Consider the following 23,208-nt stretch of genomic DNA (forward strand, 5'->3'; position numbering starts at 1 on the left):
GTAGTAAGCTTTTAAAGATATTCAACAATAAGAATAATAAAATATTTCAACTAAAAAATAACACGTCAAGTTTTGTCGCATTACCGCTATAGCTTTGTCATATCAAAATACAGAGCTATGGAAATGCCGTTTTATTTAAGTTTTAATGAATTCGAAAACCGTTATTACGATAACCTTGAAAAGTGGTTTGAAGAATCCCGCAATGCAAGCGAAATAGACTATCTGAAAAGTCTTGCAGAATTGTACAGCCCTTATCTGTACTATAATTTTGCGAACGATAGATTACAATCGGATGCTTCTATTCAGATCAAAGACTGCTTTTTTCCGTACTATGAAAAAATAGGACTTTCATTCTGTACAAGCTGTGAAAACGGAAAGCAAATAAAAAACGGAATGAACCATGTATTCGAGTGGAAAACGATTACAATGATGGAATATGCCCAATATATTTTAGATAAGATCAACAAGTATTTTTCAACGAATAATATTTCTCCGAAAACAGAAAATGTGCTGAATTATATCAATGATCATGAGATCATTACTTCTAAAGACGGAGCAGGGTATTGTGTAAATTATAATCAACATCAATCAACAATTCCCTTCCTGAAAGCGTATTTACCATGTTACGGACAAACTGTTAATATCGCTGTGTACAGAGATTTTATGTTTTCCATTGTTCAGATTGCTGATTTTATTGATCTAAAACTAAAGTCAATTAAGGCTTTTGAACATAGTATTTATAACAAAGCAAGGTCAGAAGCCAAGTTCAGAGTGCAGATGAGCCATCAGTTTTTGACGATCTGCAATTAATTTTCACACCAAAACATTCATATATAGCTAAATTGTAGTTTGAAGAAAGTTAGTAGATTTTTCAAACAGAAATCCCAATCAAATCGATTGGGATTTTTTATTTTCAGCGATAATTAAAACTTATAAACTATTTCTTTTTATAAGGCAGGTTCCAGATCAGGTCAGCAGCCAGATAATGAACGCCGCCTTTTGTAATACTGTGGCTGTTTCTGATCAAATCATCTGCGTAGCCAATATCCATCGTAAAGGGTGAATTAGGGATTGCAAACATATAATAAATGCCAAGACGCATTTCTCTGTATCCGAATTTAGTCCACTGAGATTTCGGCTCATTAAGATAACTGATGGAAAATAGTCCTTCTGCACTTAAAGCCAATTTTTGATTATTTTTTGATGACAAATTATAGGTAAGCTGGCTTTTAATACGTGTCCTTAGCTGAAAGTTCTCTTCCACAGCATGAAAATTGGGATCAAAGAACTTCCTGAATTCCTGACGAAGGGTATTTTTAAGTTTAAATCTTTTTCCTAGATTAAAAGTATAAGAATATCTTCCGTACAATCTGAATTCCTGCTCCAGACCTTTTTTTTCATAGGGTGCCGAACTCTCATACTCAGGCTGGCGACGGTAACTCACGGCATAGCTGTACTGTTGATTTTTAGCAAAGGAATGATACACTTCATGATTAATAACAAAAATCGCCTGTTTTGAAAATAAATTAGAATTATCCGGATTACTTTTCCTTCCCAAGGCGACATAGCTCAAAGATTGCTTTTTGCCTAAGGAATCCAATTGTCGTCTTACACCAAATGCTGACCAAAAAGCAGTCTTGGCTTCCCCTAAACCCGGCGGGCTGATCTGTGCTTTTAAAGAACTTCCTATAAAGCTAAGTAAGAATAATACTAAAAATATTTTTTCTACCCTAAATATCTTAAAAAACCTATTGAACAGTATTTTAAATTGTTGACCAAACTGATTGATAAATGAAACATAAAAATTATAATTTGTCATAGCGAAATTTAGATTCTTTATTTGTTAAATAATGATGAAAATGTTTTCAATACTGTTTAAAAACAGGACAAATTAAATAAGAGATTTAGGAAGGTTTTAGGAATAAAAAAAACCTGCTGAAAAATCAGCAGGCTGTAAATGCGCATTGGCAGAGAGGAAGGGATTCGAACCCTCGATACAGTTACCCGTATACTACCTTTCCAGGGTAGCTCCTTCAACCACTCGGACACCTCTCTATTTGAGATTGCAAAAATAGGTTATTTTATTGAACTGGCAAATTATTAATTCAATTACTCGGTGATTTCTCCGCATAAGCTTTTTGCGAAATTATCTGCAAAACTACCAGTGTAATTCGGGTTGTCAATTAAATGCATTGCTTTCGTGATCGCACTTTCGGCTGTAATATCGTTTCCGCTGATGGCTCCGATTCTTGAGAAAATATTACTGTTTTCATATTTCCCAAAAGAGATTCCGCCTGAAATACACTGACTTACAACTACGATTTCAGTTCCATTATTCCTGATTTCCTGCAATGTTTCCTGCGTTTTTTCACTGCTGAAAATCGTTCCTGAACCAAAAACCTGAAGAATTAAAACCTTCATTTTTGGTATTTCCTTGAAATGACTTAAATGCATCCCTGGGAAAATTCTCCAGAATAAAATATCTTCTGAAATGTGTTCATCAACGTGAAATTTTACACCGGCCCCGCAACGGTATAGATTATCTTTAATGATATTTAAATGAACTCCGGATTGTCCCAAAATAGGATAATTCGGACTGGAATACGCATCAAAATACTCGGCAGAATATTTCAACGTTCTGTTTCCCCTTAATAATTTATATTCAAAATAAATGGCAACTTCCTGAATCACAGCTTCATCATTTTCGTACAAACTTGCATAATACAAACTCGTAAGAAGATTTTCTTTAGCATCTGTTCTCAGATCTCCAATGGGAAGTTGAGAGCCTGTAAAGATCACGGGTTTTTTCAATCCTTTTAACATAAAACTCAATGCAGAAGCGGAGTAGGACATGGTATCCGTTCCGTGAAGAATCAAAAATCCGTCGTAATCATCATAACTTTTAAAAATGTAATTGGCTATGATTTTCCATTCCTGAGGTCCCATATCCGAAGAATCGAGCGGTTTTGCGAAAGGGTGAACAAACACTTCGCATTCCATTAATTTCATTTCGGGCATTTTTTCGAAGATATTTCCAAAATCAAATGCACGAAGGCTTCCGGTTTCGTAATCTTTCTCCATACCGATGGTTCCTCCGGTATAAATGAGCAGGACTTTTCGTTTCATGTAGTACTTTTATTAGAATTTCGCGCCTGTTTCAGGTTCGTTCCTCAAAATTACGTTAATTTGCAAAGATTTGAAAATGAATGGAAGATTTAGCGAAAACTTTTGAGTATTTAAAACAATTTTTAACGGACGAAAGATTAAGAAAGATCAATCATTTTTCTCCGGAAAGTTCTGATTTTGTGCTTCCTGTGATGGATGATGTGTATCAGTTCAGAAATGCGGCGGCGATTATAAGATCGGTGGAAGCCTGTGGTTTTCATAAAGTTGTTGCAATGGAAGAAGAAAATGTATTTGATCCGAATCTTACCGTAACAAAAGGTGCCGAAACATGGGTTGAAGTCGAAAAAATGCCGAAAAACATTGATTCTTTACAAAAAATTAAAGACAGAGGATATAAAATTCTAGCCGTATCGTTAGAAAAAAATGCAGTGATGCTTCCTGACTACCAAATTACAGAACCGATTGCCTTGGTTTTCGGAACTGAAATGGCAGGAGTTTCAGAAGAAGTAATTGATTTTGCAGATGAAACGCTGGCGATTCCTATGTATGGCTTTACGAGAAGTTTTAATGTATCGGTGGCGGCGGGAATTTGTATGTATGAATTAAAACAAAAACTGATTAATTCTAACCTCGATTATAAATTAAGCGATGAAAAATTATTGAAAATGAAGATTCGTTGGGCAGTAAATTCAATGCAAAGCGGACAACAGATTTTTCAGAAGTATTTGAGAGATAATAATATTGAAATATGAAGAAAATAGTATTTCTTACATTTTTGGCATTCATTAACTGTAATAAAAAAACTGAAAAAAAAGTTATTATCAATGCCGATTCAGATAGTTTGAGATCACAAATTATAGCTCCTGAAAAAGAAGATACTGCAACTGTTCCATTTTCCAAATCTTTGACTGGAAATGGTTATTTCTATACACTTGAAGGAATAAAAAAATCCAATGAAACAATTGATTTTAAATCAATCAATATATTTTATAAAAGAGAACTCCATCAGAAAATTATATTTGATACTGTTTCTGTTCTTAATGAGAATGAAGCCTATTTTAGCATCGATAAAGATGCAAATTTTGATGGATACAATGATCTTGAAGTTGTTAATCAAGTAGGAAATTACTTTTCAAGTTCAAGTTTTTGGCTTTATAATAAGAAGAATAAAAAATATATTTATTATAAACCTTTCGACAGTATCATCAATCCCGGCATTGATGCCAAGAATAAAGCAATTATTTCAGACTATTATATAGGTCCGTCAAATTTTTATTCCAAAACGTATGAATGGAAGGGTGGAAATCTTATTTTACAAAGTATGAGGATTGATGAGGAAGGAGAAGTGACCGAAATGTATAGAAAAAATGGAAAACTAATATCCAGATAAATATTAATTTTCCATATGTTCTAATTTATTAAATGTATTAGGTGCTTATTCTATATTTCCCCAAAAAGCCCAATTTGTTCCATTGTAAAAACAAACCAGTTTCGCTACAGGATCATAACACATCATTCCTGCTGAAGGTGATTTTACATTGGTGGCGGGATCAATAATTTTAGGTAAGATTAAGGCTTTATCGTTTGATTCTAAAACTAATACACCTTTAGCCGTTGAGTCCGGCGCTCCAATGATAACTCCTGCTGATCTGTCTTGTTCAGTTCCGACAAGTAATGTTTTTGAAGCACCTGTCTGACCTGTAAGCTCGATCCAATCGGCTCCGTTATAATATTTTACTTTTGAAGAGGCTCCATCAAAAACAAAAGTTCCTGCCGAAGTGTCTGTCATGTTGAGATTATTTGTTACCTGAGGCAGTATAATTCCTCTTGTAGTACCTTCGGGAAAGTCTACTAAACCACTACCATCTATAGATTCTTTTTCAATACCTATTTGAGCGTTTGTAAAAACAGAAATGAAAAGAGATATAATGAAAAGTTTTACATTTAAATTCATAATTAATTACATGTTTGGTTAATACAGCTCCATTGAGTTCCGTCATATATTTTTAGACATAAGTCATCTGTGTCGAATACAATCATTCCGTTTACGGGTGTTGCAATTGATTCTTCCGGATCAGGAATTCTTGTGATTACAAGTCCTTTATCATTAGATTCAAGTGCTAAAAATGCATTGTTCATATCTGCAGGCCAGTTTGCTGTACTTTTTGAAGCTCTTGTTGAAACACCTATTTTGGTAATTTCAGGAGTTCCTGTTGCGCCCGGTTTGTAACAAGGGCATGCAAATGATTTTACGACATTGGAATAAATAAGGCATCCTCCGGGCGGAGTCACAATAACGTTATATTCTGCTGCGGAATTATCTGTTATTGGAATAGAATAATTACTGTTGGTTCCTCCGGAAATAGGAGCACCGTTTTTATACCATTGATAAGTACCTAAACCAGGCGTTACGGATAAAGATAGTGATGAACTTCCTGTAGTACCTGTACAAGGCCTTGTGCTGGGACTGTTGGCTACCGCAATGGTAACGATAGGAGCTGTCCCGAATCCTGAATAATATCCTCCGAATCCTGCGGCACCACTGGCTCCGACTAATTCGGCCTGAATGGTTCCTGCAGAGCTTACTCTTACGTTTTTAATAGTAGCTGTTCCTCCGGCTGCAGTGGCGATATTGTATCTGTAACTTCTCCAGTTGGCATTTCCGGGTACGGCTGTTCCTGCGGCTACAGTTGCTGCAAGAGCTGTTCCGCCTACTGTTACAACGGGGATGTTTGCAGTTCCGCTTGCTGCAAGTACCGCAAGTTCTGTGTTGTCATATGAGGTGGTTCCAATCTGCTTGGCATCAGGAATCATGTTCACTGATGTCTGTCCGAAACATGAAAGCGGTGGGATAAACATAAAGCTATTCGTATTAAGTGCAGAACTTCCGAATATTTTATGAAAAACATAGACTGCTTTATTTGTTTTCAGGTACATATTTTTGTTGGTGAAAAAACTAGCCGGAACAATTTGATAATCACCCATATTGGCTAATGTATAACTTGGATTTACGTTGGCATTCATGGTAATTGTTGTATTGGCTTCCGTAGCAACAACAATCACTCTTTCATAAGTGCCTCCATTTCCCTGCATCACTACATATTCGTTTCCTAACTGCTCAACGGGAACCAACTGATCTACACCAAAGTCACGATTGTCTGAAAGTGTTCCGGTTTCAATGCTTCCTTGTTGCATTAATCCTCCTACGGTAACAGCAATATTTTTATCTGCAGAGATTTTAGCTCCTAGCCAGCCTCGGTCTTGTAAGCTTAGTGCATTAAGTTTTACTTTGGCATAGAGTACAAAAGACTGCCCTTTTTGTAATGTTCTTGTAATGGTAGTTCCGGTAAGTGGAGTAGCATTAGCTCCATTAATAAATTGTGTTCCGGAATCAATATTAGATATGGTAATAACTGTATTGTTTTCGGTAGCCATCATTGAGACCATGTTACCAACTTCGGGAACATTAGTTGTAAATTCGTTGGGTGTTCCGCCCCAGAAAAAGTTTTTTCCCAAGGCTACTTTTCCTTTGGCAAGAACTGAGCCTGCCTGTGAACCTGATAATCCTCTATAATTTACAAAAAAATCATCAGTTGAAGTAAATACTAATCCTCCTATATTGGCAGGGATTATCGTCCCGGCTCTGGTGGTTGCTACCGTCATGGGCGATGATCCCGGTGGTAAAACTACATTTGACGCATTGATAACCGCTAATCTTAGGGGAGTAGTATTATTAAATGTTACAGTACCTGTAGCATTGTTAGCGGTTGTTGCTGCATTAATATTATAAACAGACAGTCTTGGAATAGTTGTTCCATCTGCCATTCTTACATTAACCGTGATATTCGCTGTAGACGGAGTCGAAAGATAAATATACTCTTCCGTTATGGTAGTTGTATCATACGCTCCAAAAATAATCGGTTGTAAATAATGGGTATTATCGAGTTGAGAAAAAAATAATTGATATGCAAAAAATGCTAATAATAAACAAATACGCTTCACGATATATTAATTTTAAGCGTAAAAATATTAAAATTATGCTAAAATATTCAATTATTGGTGATTAATTTTAAGTTAAGTAATTCCACGCTGCAACGAATATTCCAGCGGTTTCAGTTCTAAGTCTTTGGTTACCAAGTGATACGGCCTTTATTTTGCTATGCGATAAATAAGAAATTTCTCTATCAGAAAAATCTCCTTCAGGGCCAATTAAAAACGTAATGTTTTCTAAATGTGGGATTTCCTTCAATCCAATCCTTTCTAAATTTTCATTACAGTGTGCTACAAAAGTAGTTTCTGGGTTACTATTTTTCAGAAAATCAGGAAGTTTAATTAAATCATTAATTACAGGAAAGTGGAATCTCAAACTTTGCTTTGAAGCTGCAATTGCTTGTTTTCTCAGTTTGTCAATATTGATATTTTTACGTTCTGTTTTTTCAGTCTGTAAAATGGTAATCTCGGAAATCCCCATTTCTACAGCTTTTTCTACAAAAAACTCAATTCGGTCAATATTTTTCGTTGGTGCAATCGCAATATGAAGTTTCGGAGTAAAATCAGGAGTGTTGGTTTTAATTTCAGCAACTTCAATATTGGCTTTTTTGCCTTCGATTATTAACTTGCCGGAAGCAACATTGCCTTTTCCGTCTGTTAAATGAATTTCTTCACCATCTCTCATACGAAGAACTTTTACGATGTGCTGTTGTTCTTCGTCATTAATTATTGCTTTTCCGTTATTGATTTCGCCAAAAAAAAGTTTCATATATTAATTTTAAAATCTGCCTTAATTTTATTGATAAGTAATTATTAAAAGGTAATTTCATTATCGCTTAAAAATGCCACACCGGTTTTTATAGTGGTATAAATGTCACCTTCACAATCTCTGTATGAACATGAGTAGATTTCTTCAATCCACTTATTATTCATAAAAATTAAGTTCAGATATTCGTTTTTTCTTAAATTATTTTTGATGGATAAATAATCCCCTTCTTTGGGTTCGTAAGTAAAACTAAATACATTTTCTGAATTGATTTTCTCCACGATCTCTTCCTTTATATTTTGAACATATCCAATTTCTGAGCTTATCATTAAATAATCTTCGTCTTCAGATGTTTCTGTCACTTCATTTTTTCCTACAATGGTTTCTAAAACCCAGTAATATTTTGAGTTCTTTTTAGATTGTGTACCAAGTATTTTTTCTTCTAACAATATTTTCATAAATCGTATTTTGCGGTTGCGGAAGTTCTCAGATCCGTAAATTCACCTCGCTCAAATTTCAATTGAGCAACCATCGCGATCATTGCCGCATTATCGGTCGTATATTCAAATTTTGGAATATAAATACTCCAGCCTAATTTTTCGTTATTGTCCTGCATTGCTTTCCTCAACGCAGAATTGGCAGAAACTCCACCAGCAATGGCGACTTCTTTTATATCTAATTCTTTAGCCGCTTTTTCAAGTTTAGCCATCAAAATTTCAATAATTGTTTTCTGAACGGAAGCACAAAGATCATTTAAATTATCATTAATAAAATCAGGGTTCTTTTTAATTTCCTTTTGGATGAAATATAATACAGAAGTTTTGATTCCGCTGAAAGAATAATCGTAATTCTCTAATTTTGGTTTATTAAATTTAAAAGCTTCGGGATTTCCTTCTTTAGCAAGTCTGTCGATGATGGGACCTGCCGGATAATCTAAATCAAAGATCTTTCCGATCTTGTCAAATGCTTCTCCTGCTGCATCATCAATGGTTTTTCCGATAATTTCCATATCAAAATAATCCTTTACCAAAACAATCATCGTATGGCCGCCGCTTACCGTAAGACATAAAAACGGAAACTTTGGCGGCATAGGATTTGCATCCTCGATGAAATGTGCTAAAATGTGTGCCTGGAGATGGTTTACTTCGATCAAAGGAACGTCCAAACTCATTGCTAAAGACTTAGCAAATGAAGTTCCTACAAGAAGAGAACCCAAAAGTCCGGGTCCGCGAGTAAATCCTATAGCAGAAATAGCATTTTGTTGTATATTTGCTTTAGTTAGAGATTTTTCAACTACGGGTATTATATTTTGCTGATGCGCGCGTGAAGCTAATTCAGGGACAACACCACCATATTCTTTGTGGATTTCCTGATTCGCAGCGATATTTGACAGAATAGAATTTCCCTTGATGATAGCTGCTGATGTGTCGTCGCAAGACGATTCAATACCTAAAATTATAGAGTCGCTCATAATAATGGCAAAGTTAGAGAATAATAACGAGAATGAGAACAAAAAATCAGTAGCTGGAAACTTAGGTGATCAGGTACACAAGACTGTTGAGGGGGTAGAAGATGTGGTAAAGGAAGCAGTTAAAGAAGCGTCTGAACTTGCTTCAGATGCTATTCATCATCCCGTTCAAACTGCTGAAGAATTTGGTAAACAGGCTGTAAAAGATGTTACAAGCTATTCTTGGTGGGCAAAATTGTTGCTGATTCTTTTTTGGCTGGTGTTAGGTCTGATAACAGCAATCATTATCATTATTAATCTTCCTGCAACCAAACAATGGGCTGCAGATCAGGCTTTACAGATCGTGAATCAGGATTTTAAAGCTGATATGTCTACAGAAAGTGTAGAAGTGAATTTTTTTGGAAATGTAAAGATCAAAGGCTTAAAAATTAAAGATTACAAAGGTTTTGAATTTATTAAAGTAAAGGAATTTACCGCCAATTCAGATTGGTTTTCTTTGGCTACAAATATTGGCAAACACAATTCTTTAAGCTTTAATTCTTTAACACTGAAAGATGCCGATGTTCAGGTAATTACTTATAAAGGTGACAGTATTTCAAATTTTATCCGTTTCACACAATTGTTCGACAGCGGTAAAAAAAGAGACCCGAGCAAACCTCCTTTTCAGCTGAATTCCAGATTGCAAATTATTGATTCTAAAGTTTCTATTATTAATCAAAACTCGCCAGGCGAACCAGGAAAATGGCTGACGGCAACAAAATTCAATCTAAAGGCTCCGAATGTTAAAGTAAACGGAACCAATATTTCAGCGCTGATCAACAATATGTCCTTCGTCACAACAAGATGGGGGAAATCTCATTTTGTAGATACTTTTTCTACGGAACTTTCGATGTCGCAGGATTTTCTTTTTCTTAAAGATTTAACATTAAATACCGATCACACGCTTTTACAGGGAGATATTAAGTTTAATCTTCACAAGGGTTCGTGGGCAGATTTTGCCGACAAAGTACGTTGGGACATGAATCTTAAACAGGGAAGCCAGTTGAGCGGTTATGATATCAGCTATTTTGTAACGAATTGGGATAATTTCAAACCTTTCAATGTTTCCGGGAAAATGACTGGGCCGTTGAATAAATTTCACCTTGAAAATTTCCTGATCAGAAATCCTGATGTAAATATTGCCACTCAGACCATGAAGGTTAATAATTTGCTGAAAGGTAATTTTTTAATTGAAACCAATAATCTTTCAACAGATTTTACATACAAAGACCTGAAAGCAATGATGCCTTCATTTATTTCTAAAAAAATGAAGAATTTTGCTGATGATTTCGGGAAATTAAAATATAACGGAGCCGCAAGAGTTACTCCGGAGCAGGTTTATGTGCCGACCGGAAATCTAATGACCGGAATAGGGCAGGCAAAAATCACCAAGTTTTCTCTTACGGGATACAGTACGCCTGTTCCAAAATATTCAGGATATGTTGAGGTGAATGATTTAAATACTTCTGTCATTACTAAAAATAAATCGGTTGGATTAATTTCAGGGAAATTTGATATCAACGGCCAGAGTTTCGATGTTAATACGATGCGTTTGACTACAAAATCGCAGATCACTAAGATCGAGATCATGAATAAAGAAATTAACAATCTTTATCTTGATGGTTTATTGGATCACAAAAAATATAACGGACTTATCACAATTAATGATGAACAGGCGAAAGCAACCATAAAAGGGTTAATAGATTTCAGTACTCCAAAGATTTCTATGAATGTAGACGCAGATGTGGATCATTTAAACATGAATTATTTCACAGATAAACCCGGAAGCCAGATCGTAAGCGGAAAAGTTGTCGGTAAAATGGCAATGACCTCCATTAATGATCTGAATCTGGATGTTGAAGCCAGTAATATTAATTTTGCGACAGCGACTCAAAAATATGTTATTCCGAATGCTAAAATAAAAACCTTCTTGGAAGCAGGCGGTCGAGTGATCGATGTTGATGCACCGGGAGCTGTGAACGGAAAGATTTCAGGGAAATATAATCTAGCCGACCTTGTAGGGATGGTGGAAAACGGAATCGGAAGAATATTAGTGGGCCCTCCGCCAAGAAAATTATACAGAGGACAGAATTTTGCCATGAATTTTAATGTTCAGCAAGGTTTGGTGAGCTATTTTATGCCTGATCTAAAACTTCCTCAAGGTGCTGTAGTTGATGGGCAATACGATGGAAATTCAAATAATTTAATCTTAAATCTTGATGCAGCTTCACTGAAATATATCATGACCAAAAAGGTTGAGATAACGGAAGCCGATAAAGCTTTAGCCGAAGCAAATCCTGCCTATAAAATCAATGACAGAGATAATATTACCAGAGACAGTGCAATGGTTGACAGTGTTATGGTAAGAATTAATACAGCTAATCTTGACGAGCAGATTTATGCTAAAATAAACAGGGTAAAATACAACAAAAACATATTAAAAGATGTCACGTTAAGCGGTAGAAATGAAAATAACAGCATTCTTCATTTAGCAACAAAATTCAAGCATGGAAGTCCGGAAGATGAGCTTGATGATAAATTGAGAGAGTATGCTATTAATGTCAATCAGTCTACCAATGCCGCCGGAGATTTTGTATTTAAATTTGAGCCTACAGAAGTTAAGTTTAATGAAGTTATCTGGGCGATAGATACGAGTCCGGAACTCGATCATTCTATCACATATCGTAAGGCGACCTCGGATTTTGATATTAGAAATTTAAAGATTTATTCAGATAAAAGTTCACTGTTTATTAAGGAAGCTCAGTTTAAATCTGCTAAAGATTTTTATGTAGATGCCGATATTGAAGATTTTGCTATTGAAAAATTACTGGAAATGCAATCCGGCGGTAATTCAATGAATATCAAAGGTCTTGCGAACGGAAGTGTGAAAATCAAAATGGATAAAAGTACGCTTCAGCCTTTGGTAGACCTTACAGTAGACGATATCATGATGAACGGAAATGATATGGGAGATCTTACCATTTCTGCGACAAATGGTTTTTCATTGAATGTGTATGATGTAGATGTGAAAGTAACTTCGGCGGGAGTACTTGGCGGGAATAATTTAGATTTAACAGGTACGGTTAATAATAATACCTCTTCACCAACCATTGATTTAACGGCGCAAATGCGTGAATTTGATGTGTCTTTTGCGCAACAGTTCGTGCAGTCAGTTTTTGGGAATCTAAGAGGGAAAGCAACCGGAGATCTTAAAATTAATGGAAAACTCAATAACCTTGATTATAGTGGGGATATTGCGATGAAAGGTTTTGGATTAAAACTTTTATTCACAGGGGTAGATTATTCATTTGATGATACGGTAATTCCCTTATCTAAAGGATTGGCGGTACTTAACAATATAAGTGTTCATGACGGAAGATCAAACTCACAAGGCACGATTTCAGGAGCAATTCAGTTTGAAACGCTTTCTTCGATGGGGGTCAACCTCGTAATGAGAGCTGATAATTTATTAATGCTGAACACGACGCAAAAAGATTATGACCTGTTTTGGGGAAGAATTTACGGGCAGGGTGATCTCTATGTTGACGGACCGGTTTCGGGGTTAAGTATTTCAACACCAAATATGAAGGCACTGAATGGAAGTACATTCACCTTCAACTCCAGTTCTACATCAAATGTTGAAGAATTTAAAATGTTAAGGTTCCTGAAAGAGGGAAAAGACGGATTGATCACTTTGGAAGAAAAGAAAAAATCGGGAGCCAATATGAATATCGATTTCGATCTTGATGTTGATAAAGGCACAACGGTAAACGTATTGATCGGCGATGATGTAGGAAATATTACGGTAAAAGGGATTGCAGATAATTTGAGGTTCCAAATGAGCCGACAGGGAAATATTGCAATGAGTGGAACATATAAGGTAGATAACGGAACTTTCGTTTCTAAAGCGATTCTTAACAAAACCTTCCAGATTGCAAACGGAAGCAGTATCCGTTGGGATGGTGATGCGATGAAGCCTGCTTTAGATATTAAAGCCAATTATATAAGAATGGTTTCCAATGCGGGAGAATATTTAAATATGGGTGGCCTTCAGCCGATCAGTATTTTGCTTCAGGCTAATATCACGCAATCTCTTATTGATCCTAAGATAGATCTGAATGTTTCAGCACTTGATGTTTCCAGCCAGATAAAAGAAACGCTCGCTTCAAAAATGAGCCAGGATGGAGAGAAGGTTTTACAGTTTGGTTCAATTCTATTGTTAAATAGTTTTAACGTTTCAAATACCGGCGGGGTAGATATAGATGTTGCCGGTGTTGCAACATCTTCCGGATATAATTTGCTTTTAAAGCAACTAGGCTCGGTTCTTAATACGATGAGTAATGAGTTCCAGATCGACCTTAATTATGTAAAAGGAGACCAGAATTCTAATACAGGAGACAGGGCAAATGCCGGGGTCAGCTTTGCGCTTTCGCCTAGAATTAAAGTAAAAACAGGTCTTGGAATTCCTTTAACAAAAACCGAAAGTACGGAAGCAAATTATCTTTCAGGTGAAGGATCTATTGAGTATGATGTATCTAAAAAGAACGACGGAAGCTTGATTTTGAGAGGATATTCTAAGCCGAGTAATATCGGAATGGGTGTTGGGGCAGGAACTAACGGTTCTGCTAATCAAGCCTATGGAGGGGGTGTTGTATGGAGTCGCAGCTTCAATTCTTTGTTCAAAAAGAAGAAAAAAGATAAAAAACAGACCGAGCCAAAAACTGAAATAAAAACAGATTCTGTAAAAACAGGGGGTAAATAATCAGAATATTTTAATGATTTTTATCATACATGTTAATTATTGTTAATGTTTGATATAATTTTCAGGGTTAAATTATTTTTCCTAAATTTGCAAAGAATACATAGAATTTTTAAGGAAATTGTAATTTAACTAATATGAACTATCAACTGGACGAAATAGACAAGAAGATTCTTGACTTCTTAGTAGAAAACACAAGAATGCCTTTTACAGAAATTGCTAAGCAGATGGACGTTTCTGCGGGAACAATTCACGTAAGAGTGAAAAAAATGGAGGATGCAGGTATTATTTTGGGATCATCCCTTAATATCGATTATGGTAAGTTAGACTATCATTTTACAGCTTTTATCGGAATTCTTTTAACAAAATCAAACCGCACACAAGAGGTATTGAAAGAGCTTACAAGCATTCCAAACGTAATCGAAGCGAGCGTAATTTCAGGAAAATATAATATTTTCTGTAAAGTAAGAGCTAAGAATACGGACGATGCTAAGAGAATCATTTATCAGATCGATGACATCCAGGATGTTATGAGAACTGAGAGTATGATCTCTATGGAAGAATTCTTAAGCGATAAAAATAGATTGATCAACGCTATTTCTATTTAATCAAATTTTAAACGAATTACTATAAAAGAACTTATGAAATCTCTCATAAGTTCTTTATTTTTGTACCTATGGAAGAATACAGTTACTTTGACGAAGATCCAAAGAAAGGATGGGGTTTTATTGCAGCATTTGCCGCTTTGATGTTATTTACGGTAATGGGATTGGGAATTGATTTGGATGAATACCTGCAACACGAGTTTCTTAATATCCCAAGATGGTATTTTTACGTGATCTTTTCGATTGATGCATTAATGATGATCAGTTTGGTGCTGATGTTCTTTTATAGAAAAATAGGGATCTTTATATTCCCTGTACTGTTGGTTCTGCACTTCTTTATGCACAATTATTATTTATCAACGTTTTTATATACTGATGTAACCAATCTTTTCCTTTTTACAGGATTTGGAATGCTGGCGATTATTCCGAAGTGGAAATTTTTTAAGTAAATATTTCATTCAATTATAAAAAGAGGCTGCCCTTTTGAGACAGCCTTGTGTTTTTAGAATCGTTTTTTAACAACAAGAAGAATTGCTACAACGAGAACTTCCATCCTTATTGCTGCCAGTAACACAAGCTGCCATTGTGCATCCACACTCTACATCACTAATAGGGTCTTGAACAGGACCTTTTGCACCGCTTACTGACTTTATTTCTTTTCTTGAAAGTTGTTTTAATTTTTTCATTTTGAAATTTTTTAAAGTTTTAATATTTAATTTTGTCATACAATCCCTGACATGGGTTTTTGCTGATCAGCAGTTATTTTTTGTTGTGCGCACAAACAAAAAAAGCATCATTTGTATTTTCTTCAGCAAACATAGAATGAGCAGTTATTAAAACTTTAATTTTTCACCCTTAAACTTCTACTTAAATTACTAAGGGTACAATGTAAGGGTAGTTATAGTATTGAATTTTAGTTATTTAATTTTATTAAGTTATTAAAGAGTCTTTATACATTTTACTCATTTCCTGTATTTCTTTTTTACTTTTAATTTCTATTTTCTTGTAAATATTTGATAAATGAGTTGATAATGTCTTTTCAGAGATATTTAAAATTTTGCTTAATTCAGAATATTTCAAATTCGGATTGTCTAAAAGCATCATTAAAATTTCAGTTTCTCTTACTGAGAGTTTTTCAAATGAAATACTCTTTTTGATTTCTTTTTTTCTAAGAGGATATAGAAAGTAATCAAGTGATAGTACGAAAAAACCTAAGCTGAAAAATGTCTGTTCAATGAATTGATTATCTCCGAATATCAATATGGTCAAAGGCAATGAAGTAAGCCCCAAGAATGAGAAAATTCCTATAATATCATGAATTTTAAATATGATATTTTTATGTTTTTTCATTTTTTTTATTTGCTGCTTAGCCACTAGAACTATTGCAAGTGATAAAAGAGCAAGAATAAAAGTTAAAAAGTATATTCGTGAATAACTTAAAGAGCCAGTAATTGTATAGGGAAGTATAAAAAGAATCATGAGAGTTAGCAATGCGAAAATCGCAATTGTACTAAAAGAGAACTCTTTAATAAAGCTTAAGTTATATTCTTTTTTTATAAAAGTAAAATAATGAAAAGCTACTCCTACTCCGACAATCCAAGCAAAAATATTCTGAGACATAATATTGATTCCAATATTTTTATCGGGAAGTAGTCCTTCTACAAAATTATAAAGTAAACCGGAGTAAATAAGTCCTAAAAATTTTAAATAAAATCTTCGATCTCTTCTTTTCCAAACCAAGATCAGTTGTATGGAAACAACTATAATTAATAGTACAAATATTAGTATATAAAGAAATGTACTAAAGTTCATTTCAGTATTAAACATGTTTTAAAAAATAAAGAGGGTAGTCTAGCTCAAAAGTTTCATGAAAAATTACAAAATCATTTTGAGTATAAAAAGCACGATTTTCAGCAGTAGTAGTTTCTATGTAAATTAATTCACCTTTATAAAGTTGTAATGATTCGTTTAATAGTTTTGTTCCTATACCCTTCCCTTGTTCGTTTGGTATCACAGCCATTAACCATAAATGCACAAAATTTTCTTTAGGATGAAAACTCTTCAAAAGTTTTTCTCTTTTTAAAACTTTAAGCATATTACTTAGACCAATACAAGTAAATAATAATTTGATTTCCAATAATAGTTTTTTTAAACTAAACTCAGTTTTGTTTAGGTATAAAATGCATCCTTTGTAATCATCACTTAAAAATACATTTCCATCCAGCATAGATAAGTCGAACTGAAATTCCATTAACGCTTTCAAACGTTTATACCTATTGCGAGATTTATTTACAACAAAGTTTATAGAATTTGGGATAAGAACATCAATAAAAGCCTGACATAATATATCAACTGCTTTTTCTCTGTCCTGATAAGTAGCTTTTTTCATACATTTTATTTTTCCCAAAAGTATGAATAATTATATAATGATACAATTGTTGTTGCTTGATATTCAATTGATTATGTTTATTTTTGAACTTATGTAACTGAAATAAATTATATTTTAATATTATTTTTCGGTATTTATTTCTAAATTTTGCAGAATGTGCCAAAAAAAAGCATCCAAAACTGGATGCCTTAAGTTTTATTCTTAAAAAAGAAAAATTATTTCTCTAAAATTCTCTTCACAGCTTCTTTCACGGCTGTAGAATCGATTTTATATTTTTTCATTAATTCAGCAGGGGTTGCAGATTCTCCGAAAGTATCATTTACAGCAACGAATTCCTGTCTGGTTGGTCTTTTTCTAGCCAACATTCCGGCAATTGATTCTCCTAAACCACCAATATAGTTGTGTTCTTCAGCCGTAACGATTTTTCCTGTTTTTTCAACTGATTTTAAGATGATCTCTTCGTCCAAAGGTTTAATGGTGTGGATGTTGATCACCTCACAAGAAATACCTTCTTTTTCAAGCTCATCTGCAGCCACAAGAGATTCCCAAACCAAGTGACCTGTTGCAACAATCGTTACATCAGTACCTTCCTGAAGCATTATTCCTTTTCCGATCTCGAAAGGCATATCTTCCGGAATGAAAACAGGAACTACCGGTCTTCCGAATCTTAGATAAACAGGGCCTTCAAAATCAGCGATAGCCAAAGTTGCCGCTTTAGTTTGGTTATAATCGCAAGTATTGATTACAGTCATTCCCGGAAGCATTTTCATCATCCCGATGTCTTCCAATACCTGATGAGTAGCGCCATCTTCACCCAAAGTAAGACCTGCGTGAGAAGCACATATTTTTACATTTTTATCAGAATAAGCTACTGACTGACGGATCTGGTCATAGACTCTTGAAGTAGAGAAATTAGCAAAAGTTCCTGTAAAAGGAATTTTTCCTGTAATGCTAAGACCTGCAGCAATACCAATCATGTTTGCTTCTGCAATTCCTATCTGAAAGAATCTTTCCGGTGCTTTTTCAATGAATTTCTCCATTTTCAAAGAACCGATAAGGTCTGCACAAAGTGCTACTACATTAGGGTGTGTGTCAGCAAGTTCAGCTAATCCAGCTCCAAATCCTGAACGTGTATCTTTTTTTTCTGTATATGTATATTTCATTTTATTAAAATTTTTGATAATTGATAAATTATAGTTGATAAACGATATTGTAATGCGTCATTTATCATTGATGATTCATCATTTATTATTAATAGTCGGTTGGAGCTTCTAAATATAATTCTTTCATTGCCGTAGCCAATTGATCATCATTAGGAGCTTTTCCGTGCCAAGCGTGAGATCCCATCATGAAATCTACACCGGCACCCATCTCCGTATGAAGAATAATGACAACAGGTTTTTCTTTTCCTGTCTCAGCTTTTGCTCTCTCTAAGATTGCAATTACTGCTTCCAGGTCATTACCATTTTTCTCTTCCAGAACAATCCATCCGAAAGCCTCCAGTTTTGCATGAAGATTTCCTAATGAAAGTACGTTGTCTGTACTTCCGTCAATTTGTTGTCCGTTATAATCGATGGTAGAAATAATGTTATCCACTTTTTTAGCAGAAGCATACATCAAAGCTTCCCAGTTTTGACCTTCCTGCAATTCTCCATCTCCATGTAAAGTATATACTAAAGAGCTGTCTCCGTCTAATTTTTTACCTTGAGCTGCACCTAAAGCTACAGAAAGTCCTTGTCCAAGAGATCCTGAAGCGACTCTGATTCCCGGAAGACCCTCATGAGTAGTTGGGTGTCCTTGTAATCTTGAATCTAATTTTCTGAAAGTATTCAGTTCTTCAACAGGGAAAAATCCGAATCTTGCCAAAGTAGAATAGAATACCGGTGAAATGTGTCCGTTTGAAAGATAAAAATGATCTTCATTTTTGCCCTCCATTGTGAAAGGAAGGTTATAGTTCATTACCTTTCCGTAAAGCGCCGTGAAAAATTCTGTACAACCTAAACTTCCGCCCGGGTGACCTGAATTTACAGCATGAACCATTCTTAAAATGTCTCTTCTGATTTGTGTAGTAAGAGATTTCAACTCTTCGATACTTTTACTCATTATATCTGATTTATTTGCACACAAATCTACAATTTTTTAGTGGCTTACGGAAATGTAAAAATCCGAGATTAATACTCGGATTTTTAATTATAATTTTTTATTTTTATTAAATAACTAAAATAATTTACCATAGTCTTTGTCATTCTGACGAAGGAAGAATCTAAATTTTATTTGTAGAGATTCTTCACTTCACTATGTTTCGTTCAGAATGACAAAACCGAAGTATTATTTTAACTAATTAAATTTTCATACAGTTCTATCAATAGGGGCGGGCTTTAGCCCGTCCATACCAAAAAAGTTATTCAATTGGCTTTAGCCGAAACTTAAATTTTATTTCTTTCTAATCAACCACAAACCAAAGAAAGTCAACAATCCATTAATAATCAACAACTCCAGCCCGATTTTGAAATCTCCGAAAAGCGTAGCCTGATATTTATCGATAAAATAAGAAATAATCGGCGCTGCAATACAAACGTAAGGAACCAATTTATCCACCACTTTATATTTCGTGAAAATTCCAAAAGCAAAAAGTCCTAAAAGGGGTCCGTAAGTGAATCCTGCCAATTTAAGAATTAAACCAATCATGGAATTATCATTAATAATTTTAAAGATAACAACCATAACTAAGAAAGAAACAGCAACGATCAAATGAACATTTTTCCTGAATTTTTCCTTCTTTTTAGTATCCCAAGGTTTGTCTTTCATTCCGACAATATCAATACAAATCGATGAGGTAAGCGCCGTCATAGCACCATCCGCACTTGGAAATAACGCCGAAATTAAAGCAATGATAAATATAATTGAAATAAACCCGGGCATATGATTTAAAGCCACTTCCGGGAAAATTTTATCCCCGAAAATATCTTTTCCGTTTAATAAAAATTCTTTTTTAGAAATTCCGTCTTTAATAATTTCTGTGATGTGACCGCCTTCGCTTTGTCCAAAAAGATATAAAAGTCCGCCCATGTAAAGGAAGAGCGAAATTACTCCCAACAAAATAAAACCAAGCGTTACCATATTCTTCTGAGAATCTTTCAGCTTCGTTACAGACAGACTTTTCTGCATCATTTCCTGATCAATTCCGGTCATGGTGATGGTAATAAATGCTCCGGCAAGGATTTGTTTGATGAAAAATCCGGGAGAATTAAAGTCAAATTCAAATACCTTAGTGTAGCCTTTGTCGCTCATTGCTGTTAAGCTCTGTCCAACACTTAAATCTAAATGATTCAACATATAAACCGTACATATAATCAATCCTAAAAGCATGCAGGAAGTCTGTAAAGTATCCGTCCAGACAATGGTTTTCACACCTCCTTCATAGGTATAAAGGATAATCATGATTAAAATAATTAAGGTCGTCACAATAAAAGGAACTCCCAAACTATCTAAAATAGTGATTTGAAGAATATTAACAACCAAGTATAATCTCGCCGTGGCACCAACCAATCTCGAAACAATGAAAATCCATGCTCCCGATTTATAGGAAAGTTGCCCCATTCTTTGCTGAAGATAACCATAAATGGAGGTTAATTTTAACCGATAATATAAAGGAAGTAAAACGTAGGCCACCACAATATATCCGATAAGATAGCCCAAAGTGATCTGTAAATAAGAAAAACTGTCCTTCCCAACTGCCCCGGGAACGCTCACAAAAGTAACTCCAGAAAGTGAAGTTCCGATCATTCCAAATGCAACAAGCATCCAATTACTTTTACGGTTTCCGATGAAGAAACTCTCATTATCACTGCCTTTTCCTGTTTTGTAAGCTACCCAAAGGAGTAGGGCGAAATAAATGATAATGATGGACAATAATATAAGTGGAGACATATTTTATTCGATTAAAATTTTACAAATATAGTTTTTTTATGGTGTGTTAAAAAAGAAAAAAACCTCTCAGTATCTATAACTGAAAGGTTGATTTATTTTCTGTGTTTAATTTAAAACTAATTAACTAAAACATCCTGAAGCTCTTCACTTTTCTGGAAACTAGCCTTAGCAAACGGACAAAGCGGAATGATCTTCTTTCCGCTTTTCCTTGCGAAGTCTACTGCAGCTAAAAGCATTTCTTTACCAACACCTTTTCCGTTGTGCTCTTCGCCTACCTCGGTGTGATCGATGATGAATCTTTCTTCACCCGCCCAGGTATAAGTCATTTTTCCTGCTGAGATTCCGTCTATGAAAGCCTCAAAACTTCCGTGTTTTTCGTCGTTGGTTTGTTTTACCTCTATCATATTATGAAAATTTGGTTTGAATTTCTATGTCGTGAGTTAATATTTTGTGTACAGGGCATGCATCTGCGATCAAATGAAGCCTTTTCATCTGTTCTTCGTCAAGATTTGTGCCTTCAAAACTGATATTTCTTTTAAAAACGCAAAGTTTTGTCAAAGGAAAATTTTCCAACTCTACTTCTACATTTATTTTTTCTACGTTCCATTCCTTTCGGTCGATGTACATTTTTAATGTAGCTGCGGTACAGCTTGCTAATGACGTTGCCAGGATTTCAAAAGGGTTGAAACCTTTATTCTGCCCGCCTTTGTCTACAGGCTCGTCCGTGATCAGTTGGTTTTCGCCAGCCGTTACTTCGGTGTAATATTTTTCTTTTCCTAAAACTGCTTTTACGGTTACTGCCATTATTTGTCTGTGTTGATTTTATAACTTAATGCTCCGGAAGGGCACAGGTCTATTTGGTTTTTAAGTTCCTGAGGAGTTGCATTTTCAACTTTTATCCAAGGTCTTTCTTTTGGATTATAAACTTTTGGAAGAGTTTTCACGCAAACTGTTGAATGGATACATTTTTGAGGTTGCCAGATAACAGTAATTTCTCCATTGATGTATTCGTGTGTTTCCATATTAATCTTCTTTTAATGATTTTTCAATTCTTTTGTCGGGAATCAGCCATATCAAAGCAACGATGTAATAAAAACCTATTGCAATATAAGGATAAAAAAATGAAGTAATGATCCCCGAAATATAAAATATAATTGATATATACTCTTTAAATTTAGACGATATAGCTTCTTTTATCCTTGAATTTTCGCCTTCATTTTTGATAATTAAATTCTCAAGAATGGTATAGGCAATTGCGCTCATTATCAATCCTACACCATAAATTGTTACGGGATTCTTTGCAAAATGACTTTCCCCGATCCACTCTGTTGCGACCGGCATTAATGAAAGCCAGAATAACAAATGAAGATTAGCCCAAAGAATACCTCCGTTAACTTTTTTTACAGCCTGAAACAGATGATGATGGTTATTCCAATAAATTCCGATATAAATAAAACTGAAAATATAAGCCAAAAACTTTGGAATAAGAGGTTTTAAATCAACCCAATTATGTCCTTCCGGTACTTTTAATTCAAGCACCATAATGGTAATAATAACAGCCAAAACGCCGTCACTGAAAGCCTCTAATCTTCCTTTTGTCATTAGTTTTTAACCTGGATTTTAAAATTCTCAATTTTTTCTTTCAATTCTTTAAGCATTTCGGGATTGATGACACCGCTTTCCAAATCGAAGTTTTCGTAAAACTTAGAAAGAGAAAAAGTATCTTTAATATCAGCTCCAAAGTTTGGAAAGAACGTTTTTGCGGTATTCATCACATTTCCTCCGCCGTAACCGCCGGGAGAAGTTGACATCAAAAGCATCGGCTTATTCTGAAAAACTTTAACATTAATTCTTGAAGCCCAGTCGAAAACGTTTTTAAAAGCTGCGCTGTACGATCTGTTATGCTCTGCAAGAGAACAGATGATCACGTCGCATTCTTCTATTTGCTTTAAAAAATTGTGCGCTTCATCCGGAAAACCTTTTTTCTCAAGATCAACAGAAAAAGTAGGCATCGTGAAGTCATTAAGGTCAATTAAGTTAATTTCTTCATCCTGAAAATCTTTCAAAACAAATTTCACCAATTCTCTGTTAATTGAAGTGGAAGAAGTACTTCCTGCAAATGCTAATATTTTCATT

Annotated in this window: 24 protein-coding genes and 1 tRNA gene; 6 read left to right on the forward strand and 19 right to left on the reverse strand. The window is 34.7% G+C overall.

The genetic code is table 11. The features are described from left to right. The first annotated feature begins 117 nt into the window (after positions 1–117). Positions 118–810: a hypothetical protein gene (locus BT156_RS09415; protein ID WP_072409489.1), complete on the forward strand. Its 693-nt coding sequence runs from the start codon at positions 118–120 to the stop codon at positions 808–810. Between the two features lie 127 nt (positions 811–937). Here BT156_RS09415 and BT156_RS09420 read toward each other — a convergent pair whose 3' ends face one another. The 3 genes from BT156_RS09420 to BT156_RS09430 form a co-directional block, all read right to left on the reverse strand. Continuing rightward, positions 938–1,819, reverse strand: coding sequence for a DUF2490 domain-containing protein (locus BT156_RS09420; RefSeq protein WP_083582327.1), 882 nt, complete (start codon positions 1,817–1,819; stop codon positions 938–940). 146 nt (positions 1,820–1,965) lie between these two features. Next, positions 1,966–2,055 (reverse strand) — tRNA-Ser (locus tag BT156_RS09425). 54 nt (positions 2,056–2,109) lie between these two features. Next, complete coding sequence (locus tag BT156_RS09430) at positions 2,110–3,126, reverse strand: asparaginase (protein ID WP_072409491.1); 1,017 nt, start codon at positions 3,124–3,126, stop codon at positions 2,110–2,112. A gap of 80 nt (positions 3,127–3,206) precedes the next feature. Here BT156_RS09430 and BT156_RS09435 point away from each other — a divergent pair, with 80 nt between their 5' ends. Beyond that, entirely contained in the window at positions 3,207–3,878 is a 672-nt protein-coding gene (locus BT156_RS09435) for a TrmH family RNA methyltransferase (protein ID WP_072409493.1), read from the forward strand. Then, the gene (locus BT156_RS09440) at positions 3,875–4,516 is read left to right on the forward strand and encodes an XAC2610-related protein (protein ID WP_072409495.1); all 642 of its coding nucleotides are present in this window, start codon (positions 3,875–3,877) and stop codon (positions 4,514–4,516) included. The genes BT156_RS09435 and BT156_RS09440 overlap by 4 nt, the downstream gene beginning before the upstream one ends. Before the next feature lie 45 nt (positions 4,517–4,561). Here the strand turns inward: BT156_RS09440 and BT156_RS09445 are convergent, their stop codons facing one another. From BT156_RS09445 to tsaD, 5 genes are all read right to left on the reverse strand, one after another. Next, positions 4,562–5,080, reverse strand: a complete 519-nt coding sequence (locus BT156_RS09445) for a hypothetical protein (RefSeq protein WP_072409497.1) — start codon at positions 5,078–5,080, stop codon at positions 4,562–4,564. A gap of 2 nt (positions 5,081–5,082) precedes the next feature. Further along, the gene (locus tag BT156_RS09450; RefSeq protein WP_072409499.1) at positions 5,083–7,128 is read right to left on the reverse strand and encodes an IgGFc-binding protein; all 2,046 of its coding nucleotides are present in this window, start codon (positions 7,126–7,128) and stop codon (positions 5,083–5,085) included. Positions 7,129–7,195: 67 nt separating this feature from the next. Further along, positions 7,196–7,885, reverse strand: coding sequence for an RsmE family RNA methyltransferase (locus BT156_RS09455; RefSeq protein WP_072409501.1), 690 nt, complete (start codon positions 7,883–7,885; stop codon positions 7,196–7,198). A 44-nt stretch (positions 7,886–7,929) separates the two neighbouring features. After that, a complete protein-coding gene (locus tag BT156_RS09460; protein ID WP_072409503.1) occupies positions 7,930–8,340 on the reverse strand; it encodes a hypothetical protein in 411 nt (136 codons plus the stop codon). Then, positions 8,337–9,353: a tRNA (adenosine(37)-N6)-threonylcarbamoyltransferase complex transferase subunit TsaD gene (gene tsaD / locus BT156_RS09465; RefSeq protein ID WP_072409505.1), complete on the reverse strand. Its 1,017-nt coding sequence runs from the start codon at positions 9,351–9,353 to the stop codon at positions 8,337–8,339. Before tsaD ends, BT156_RS09460 begins: the two co-directional genes overlap by 4 nt. Before the next feature lie 4 nt (positions 9,354–9,357). On the opposite strand from tsaD, the gene BT156_RS09470 reads away from it, so the two are divergent. The 3 genes from BT156_RS09470 (at position 9,358) to BT156_RS09480 (ending at position 15,202) form a co-directional block, all read left to right on the forward strand. Next, positions 9,358–14,151: a translocation/assembly module TamB domain-containing protein gene (locus BT156_RS09470; RefSeq protein ID WP_072409507.1), complete on the forward strand. Its 4,794-nt coding sequence runs from the start codon at positions 9,358–9,360 to the stop codon at positions 14,149–14,151. A 134-nt stretch (positions 14,152–14,285) separates the two neighbouring features. Then, a complete protein-coding gene (locus BT156_RS09475; RefSeq protein WP_066751538.1) occupies positions 14,286–14,756 on the forward strand; it encodes an Lrp/AsnC family transcriptional regulator in 471 nt (156 codons plus the stop codon). A 68-nt stretch (positions 14,757–14,824) separates the two neighbouring features. Further along, positions 14,825–15,202 (forward strand): hypothetical protein, encoded by a 378-nt coding sequence (locus BT156_RS09480; protein ID WP_072409509.1) that lies wholly within the window; start codon positions 14,825–14,827, stop codon positions 15,200–15,202. Between the two features lie 66 nt (positions 15,203–15,268). Here the strand turns inward: BT156_RS09480 and BT156_RS22060 are convergent, their stop codons facing one another. The 11 genes from BT156_RS22060 to BT156_RS09535 all read right to left on the reverse strand — a co-directional run bounded on the left by BT156_RS22060 (position 15,269) and on the right by BT156_RS09535 (position 23,207). Continuing rightward, positions 15,269–15,439 carry a hypothetical protein gene (locus BT156_RS22060; protein WP_170857291.1) on the reverse strand — a complete coding sequence of 57 codons (171 nt, stop codon included), beginning with the start codon at positions 15,437–15,439 and terminating at the stop codon, positions 15,269–15,271. 244 nt (positions 15,440–15,683) lie between these two features. Then, positions 15,684–16,580: a LuxR C-terminal-related transcriptional regulator gene (locus tag BT156_RS09490; protein WP_072409513.1), complete on the reverse strand. Its 897-nt coding sequence runs from the start codon at positions 16,578–16,580 to the stop codon at positions 15,684–15,686. Further along, positions 16,573–17,142, reverse strand: coding sequence for a GNAT family N-acetyltransferase (locus tag BT156_RS09495; RefSeq protein ID WP_072409515.1), 570 nt, complete (start codon positions 17,140–17,142; stop codon positions 16,573–16,575). The genes BT156_RS09490 and BT156_RS09495 overlap by 8 nt, the downstream gene beginning before the upstream one ends. 215 nt (positions 17,143–17,357) lie before the next feature. Then, positions 17,358–18,305, reverse strand: a complete 948-nt coding sequence (locus tag BT156_RS09500; protein ID WP_072409518.1) for a transketolase family protein — start codon at positions 18,303–18,305, stop codon at positions 17,358–17,360. An 88-nt stretch (positions 18,306–18,393) separates the two neighbouring features. After that, on the reverse strand, positions 18,394–19,269 hold the full coding sequence (locus BT156_RS09505) for a transketolase (protein ID WP_228430067.1): 876 nt from the start codon (positions 19,267–19,269) through the stop codon (positions 18,394–18,396). Positions 19,270–19,575: 306 nt separating this feature from the next. After that, a complete protein-coding gene (locus BT156_RS09510; RefSeq protein ID WP_072409522.1) occupies positions 19,576–21,072 on the reverse strand; it encodes a sodium:solute symporter in 1,497 nt (498 codons plus the stop codon). Positions 21,073–21,188: 116 nt separating this feature from the next. Further along, positions 21,189–21,476 carry a GNAT family N-acetyltransferase gene (locus tag BT156_RS09515; RefSeq protein WP_170857292.1) on the reverse strand — a complete coding sequence of 96 codons (288 nt, stop codon included), beginning with the start codon at positions 21,474–21,476 and terminating at the stop codon, positions 21,189–21,191. Between the two features lies 1 nt (position 21,477). Next, positions 21,478–21,876, reverse strand: coding sequence for an OsmC family protein (locus BT156_RS09520; RefSeq protein ID WP_072409524.1), 399 nt, complete (start codon positions 21,874–21,876; stop codon positions 21,478–21,480). Next, on the reverse strand, positions 21,876–22,094 hold the full coding sequence (locus tag BT156_RS09525; protein ID WP_072409526.1) for a (4Fe-4S)-binding protein: 219 nt from the start codon (positions 22,092–22,094) through the stop codon (positions 21,876–21,878). Before BT156_RS09525 ends, BT156_RS09520 begins: the two co-directional genes overlap by 1 nt. A 1-nt stretch (position 22,095) precedes the next feature. After that, positions 22,096–22,674 (reverse strand): TMEM175 family protein, encoded by a 579-nt coding sequence (locus BT156_RS09530; protein WP_072409528.1) that lies wholly within the window; start codon positions 22,672–22,674, stop codon positions 22,096–22,098. Continuing rightward, on the reverse strand, positions 22,674–23,207 hold the full coding sequence (locus tag BT156_RS09535) for an NADPH-dependent FMN reductase (protein ID WP_066751513.1): 534 nt from the start codon (positions 23,205–23,207) through the stop codon (positions 22,674–22,676). Before BT156_RS09535 ends, BT156_RS09530 begins: the two co-directional genes overlap by 1 nt. Position 23,208: the final 1 nt, after the last annotated feature.

Origin of the sequence: Chryseobacterium limigenitum (assembly GCF_900114875.1) — a bacterium.
Taxonomy (GTDB): Bacteria; Bacteroidota; Bacteroidia; order Flavobacteriales; family Weeksellaceae; genus Chryseobacterium; species Chryseobacterium limigenitum.

What these genes read in the sequence shown, in the direction of transcription:
- BT156_RS09415 (WP_072409489.1), top strand. Translation starts at nt 118, where the DNA reads ATGGAAATGCCGTTTTATTTAAGTTTTAATGAATTCGAAAACCGTTAT.
- BT156_RS09420 (WP_083582327.1), bottom strand. Translation starts at nt 1,819, where the DNA reads ATGACAAATTATAATTTTTATGTTTCATTTATCAATCAGTTTGGTCAA.
- BT156_RS09430 (WP_072409491.1), bottom strand. Translation starts at nt 3,126, where the DNA reads ATGAAACGAAAAGTCCTGCTCATTTATACCGGAGGAACCATCGGTATG.
- BT156_RS09435 (WP_072409493.1), top strand. Translation starts at nt 3,207, where the DNA reads ATGGAAGATTTAGCGAAAACTTTTGAGTATTTAAAACAATTTTTAACG.
- BT156_RS09440 (WP_072409495.1), top strand. Translation starts at nt 3,875, where the DNA reads ATGAAGAAAATAGTATTTCTTACATTTTTGGCATTCATTAACTGTAAT.
- BT156_RS09445 (WP_072409497.1), bottom strand. Translation starts at nt 5,080, where the DNA reads ATGAATTTAAATGTAAAACTTTTCATTATATCTCTTTTCATTTCTGTT.
- BT156_RS09455 (WP_072409501.1), bottom strand. Translation starts at nt 7,885, where the DNA reads ATGAAACTTTTTTTTGGCGAAATCAATAACGGAAAAGCAATAATTAAT.
- BT156_RS09460 (WP_072409503.1), bottom strand. Translation starts at nt 8,340, where the DNA reads ATGAAAATATTGTTAGAAGAAAAAATACTTGGTACACAATCTAAAAAG.
- tsaD (WP_072409505.1), bottom strand. Translation starts at nt 9,353, where the DNA reads ATGAGCGACTCTATAATTTTAGGTATTGAATCGTCTTGCGACGACACA.
- BT156_RS09470 (WP_072409507.1), top strand. Translation starts at nt 9,358, where the DNA reads ATGGCAAAGTTAGAGAATAATAACGAGAATGAGAACAAAAAATCAGTA.
- BT156_RS09475 (WP_066751538.1), top strand. Translation starts at nt 14,286, where the DNA reads ATGAACTATCAACTGGACGAAATAGACAAGAAGATTCTTGACTTCTTA.
- BT156_RS09480 (WP_072409509.1), top strand. Translation starts at nt 14,825, where the DNA reads ATGGAAGAATACAGTTACTTTGACGAAGATCCAAAGAAAGGATGGGGT.
- BT156_RS22060 (WP_170857291.1), bottom strand. Translation starts at nt 15,439, where the DNA reads ATGAAAAAATTAAAACAACTTTCAAGAAAAGAAATAAAGTCAGTAAGC.
- BT156_RS09490 (WP_072409513.1), bottom strand. Translation starts at nt 16,580, where the DNA reads ATGTTTAATACTGAAATGAACTTTAGTACATTTCTTTATATACTAATA.
- BT156_RS09495 (WP_072409515.1), bottom strand. Translation starts at nt 17,142, where the DNA reads ATGAAAAAAGCTACTTATCAGGACAGAGAAAAAGCAGTTGATATATTA.
- BT156_RS09500 (WP_072409518.1), bottom strand. Translation starts at nt 18,305, where the DNA reads ATGAAATATACATATACAGAAAAAAAAGATACACGTTCAGGATTTGGA.
- BT156_RS09510 (WP_072409522.1), bottom strand. Translation starts at nt 21,072, where the DNA reads ATGTCTCCACTTATATTATTGTCCATCATTATCATTTATTTCGCCCTA.
- BT156_RS09515 (WP_170857292.1), bottom strand. Translation starts at nt 21,476, where the DNA reads ATGATAGAGGTAAAACAAACCAACGACGAAAAACACGGAAGTTTTGAG.
- BT156_RS09520 (WP_072409524.1), bottom strand. Translation starts at nt 21,876, where the DNA reads ATGGCAGTAACCGTAAAAGCAGTTTTAGGAAAAGAAAAATATTACACC.
- BT156_RS09525 (WP_072409526.1), bottom strand. Translation starts at nt 22,094, where the DNA reads ATGGAAACACACGAATACATCAATGGAGAAATTACTGTTATCTGGCAA.
- BT156_RS09530 (WP_072409528.1), bottom strand. Translation starts at nt 22,674, where the DNA reads ATGACAAAAGGAAGATTAGAGGCTTTCAGTGACGGCGTTTTGGCTGTT.
- BT156_RS09535 (WP_066751513.1), bottom strand. Translation starts at nt 23,207, where the DNA reads ATGAAAATATTAGCATTTGCAGGAAGTACTTCTTCCACTTCAATTAAC.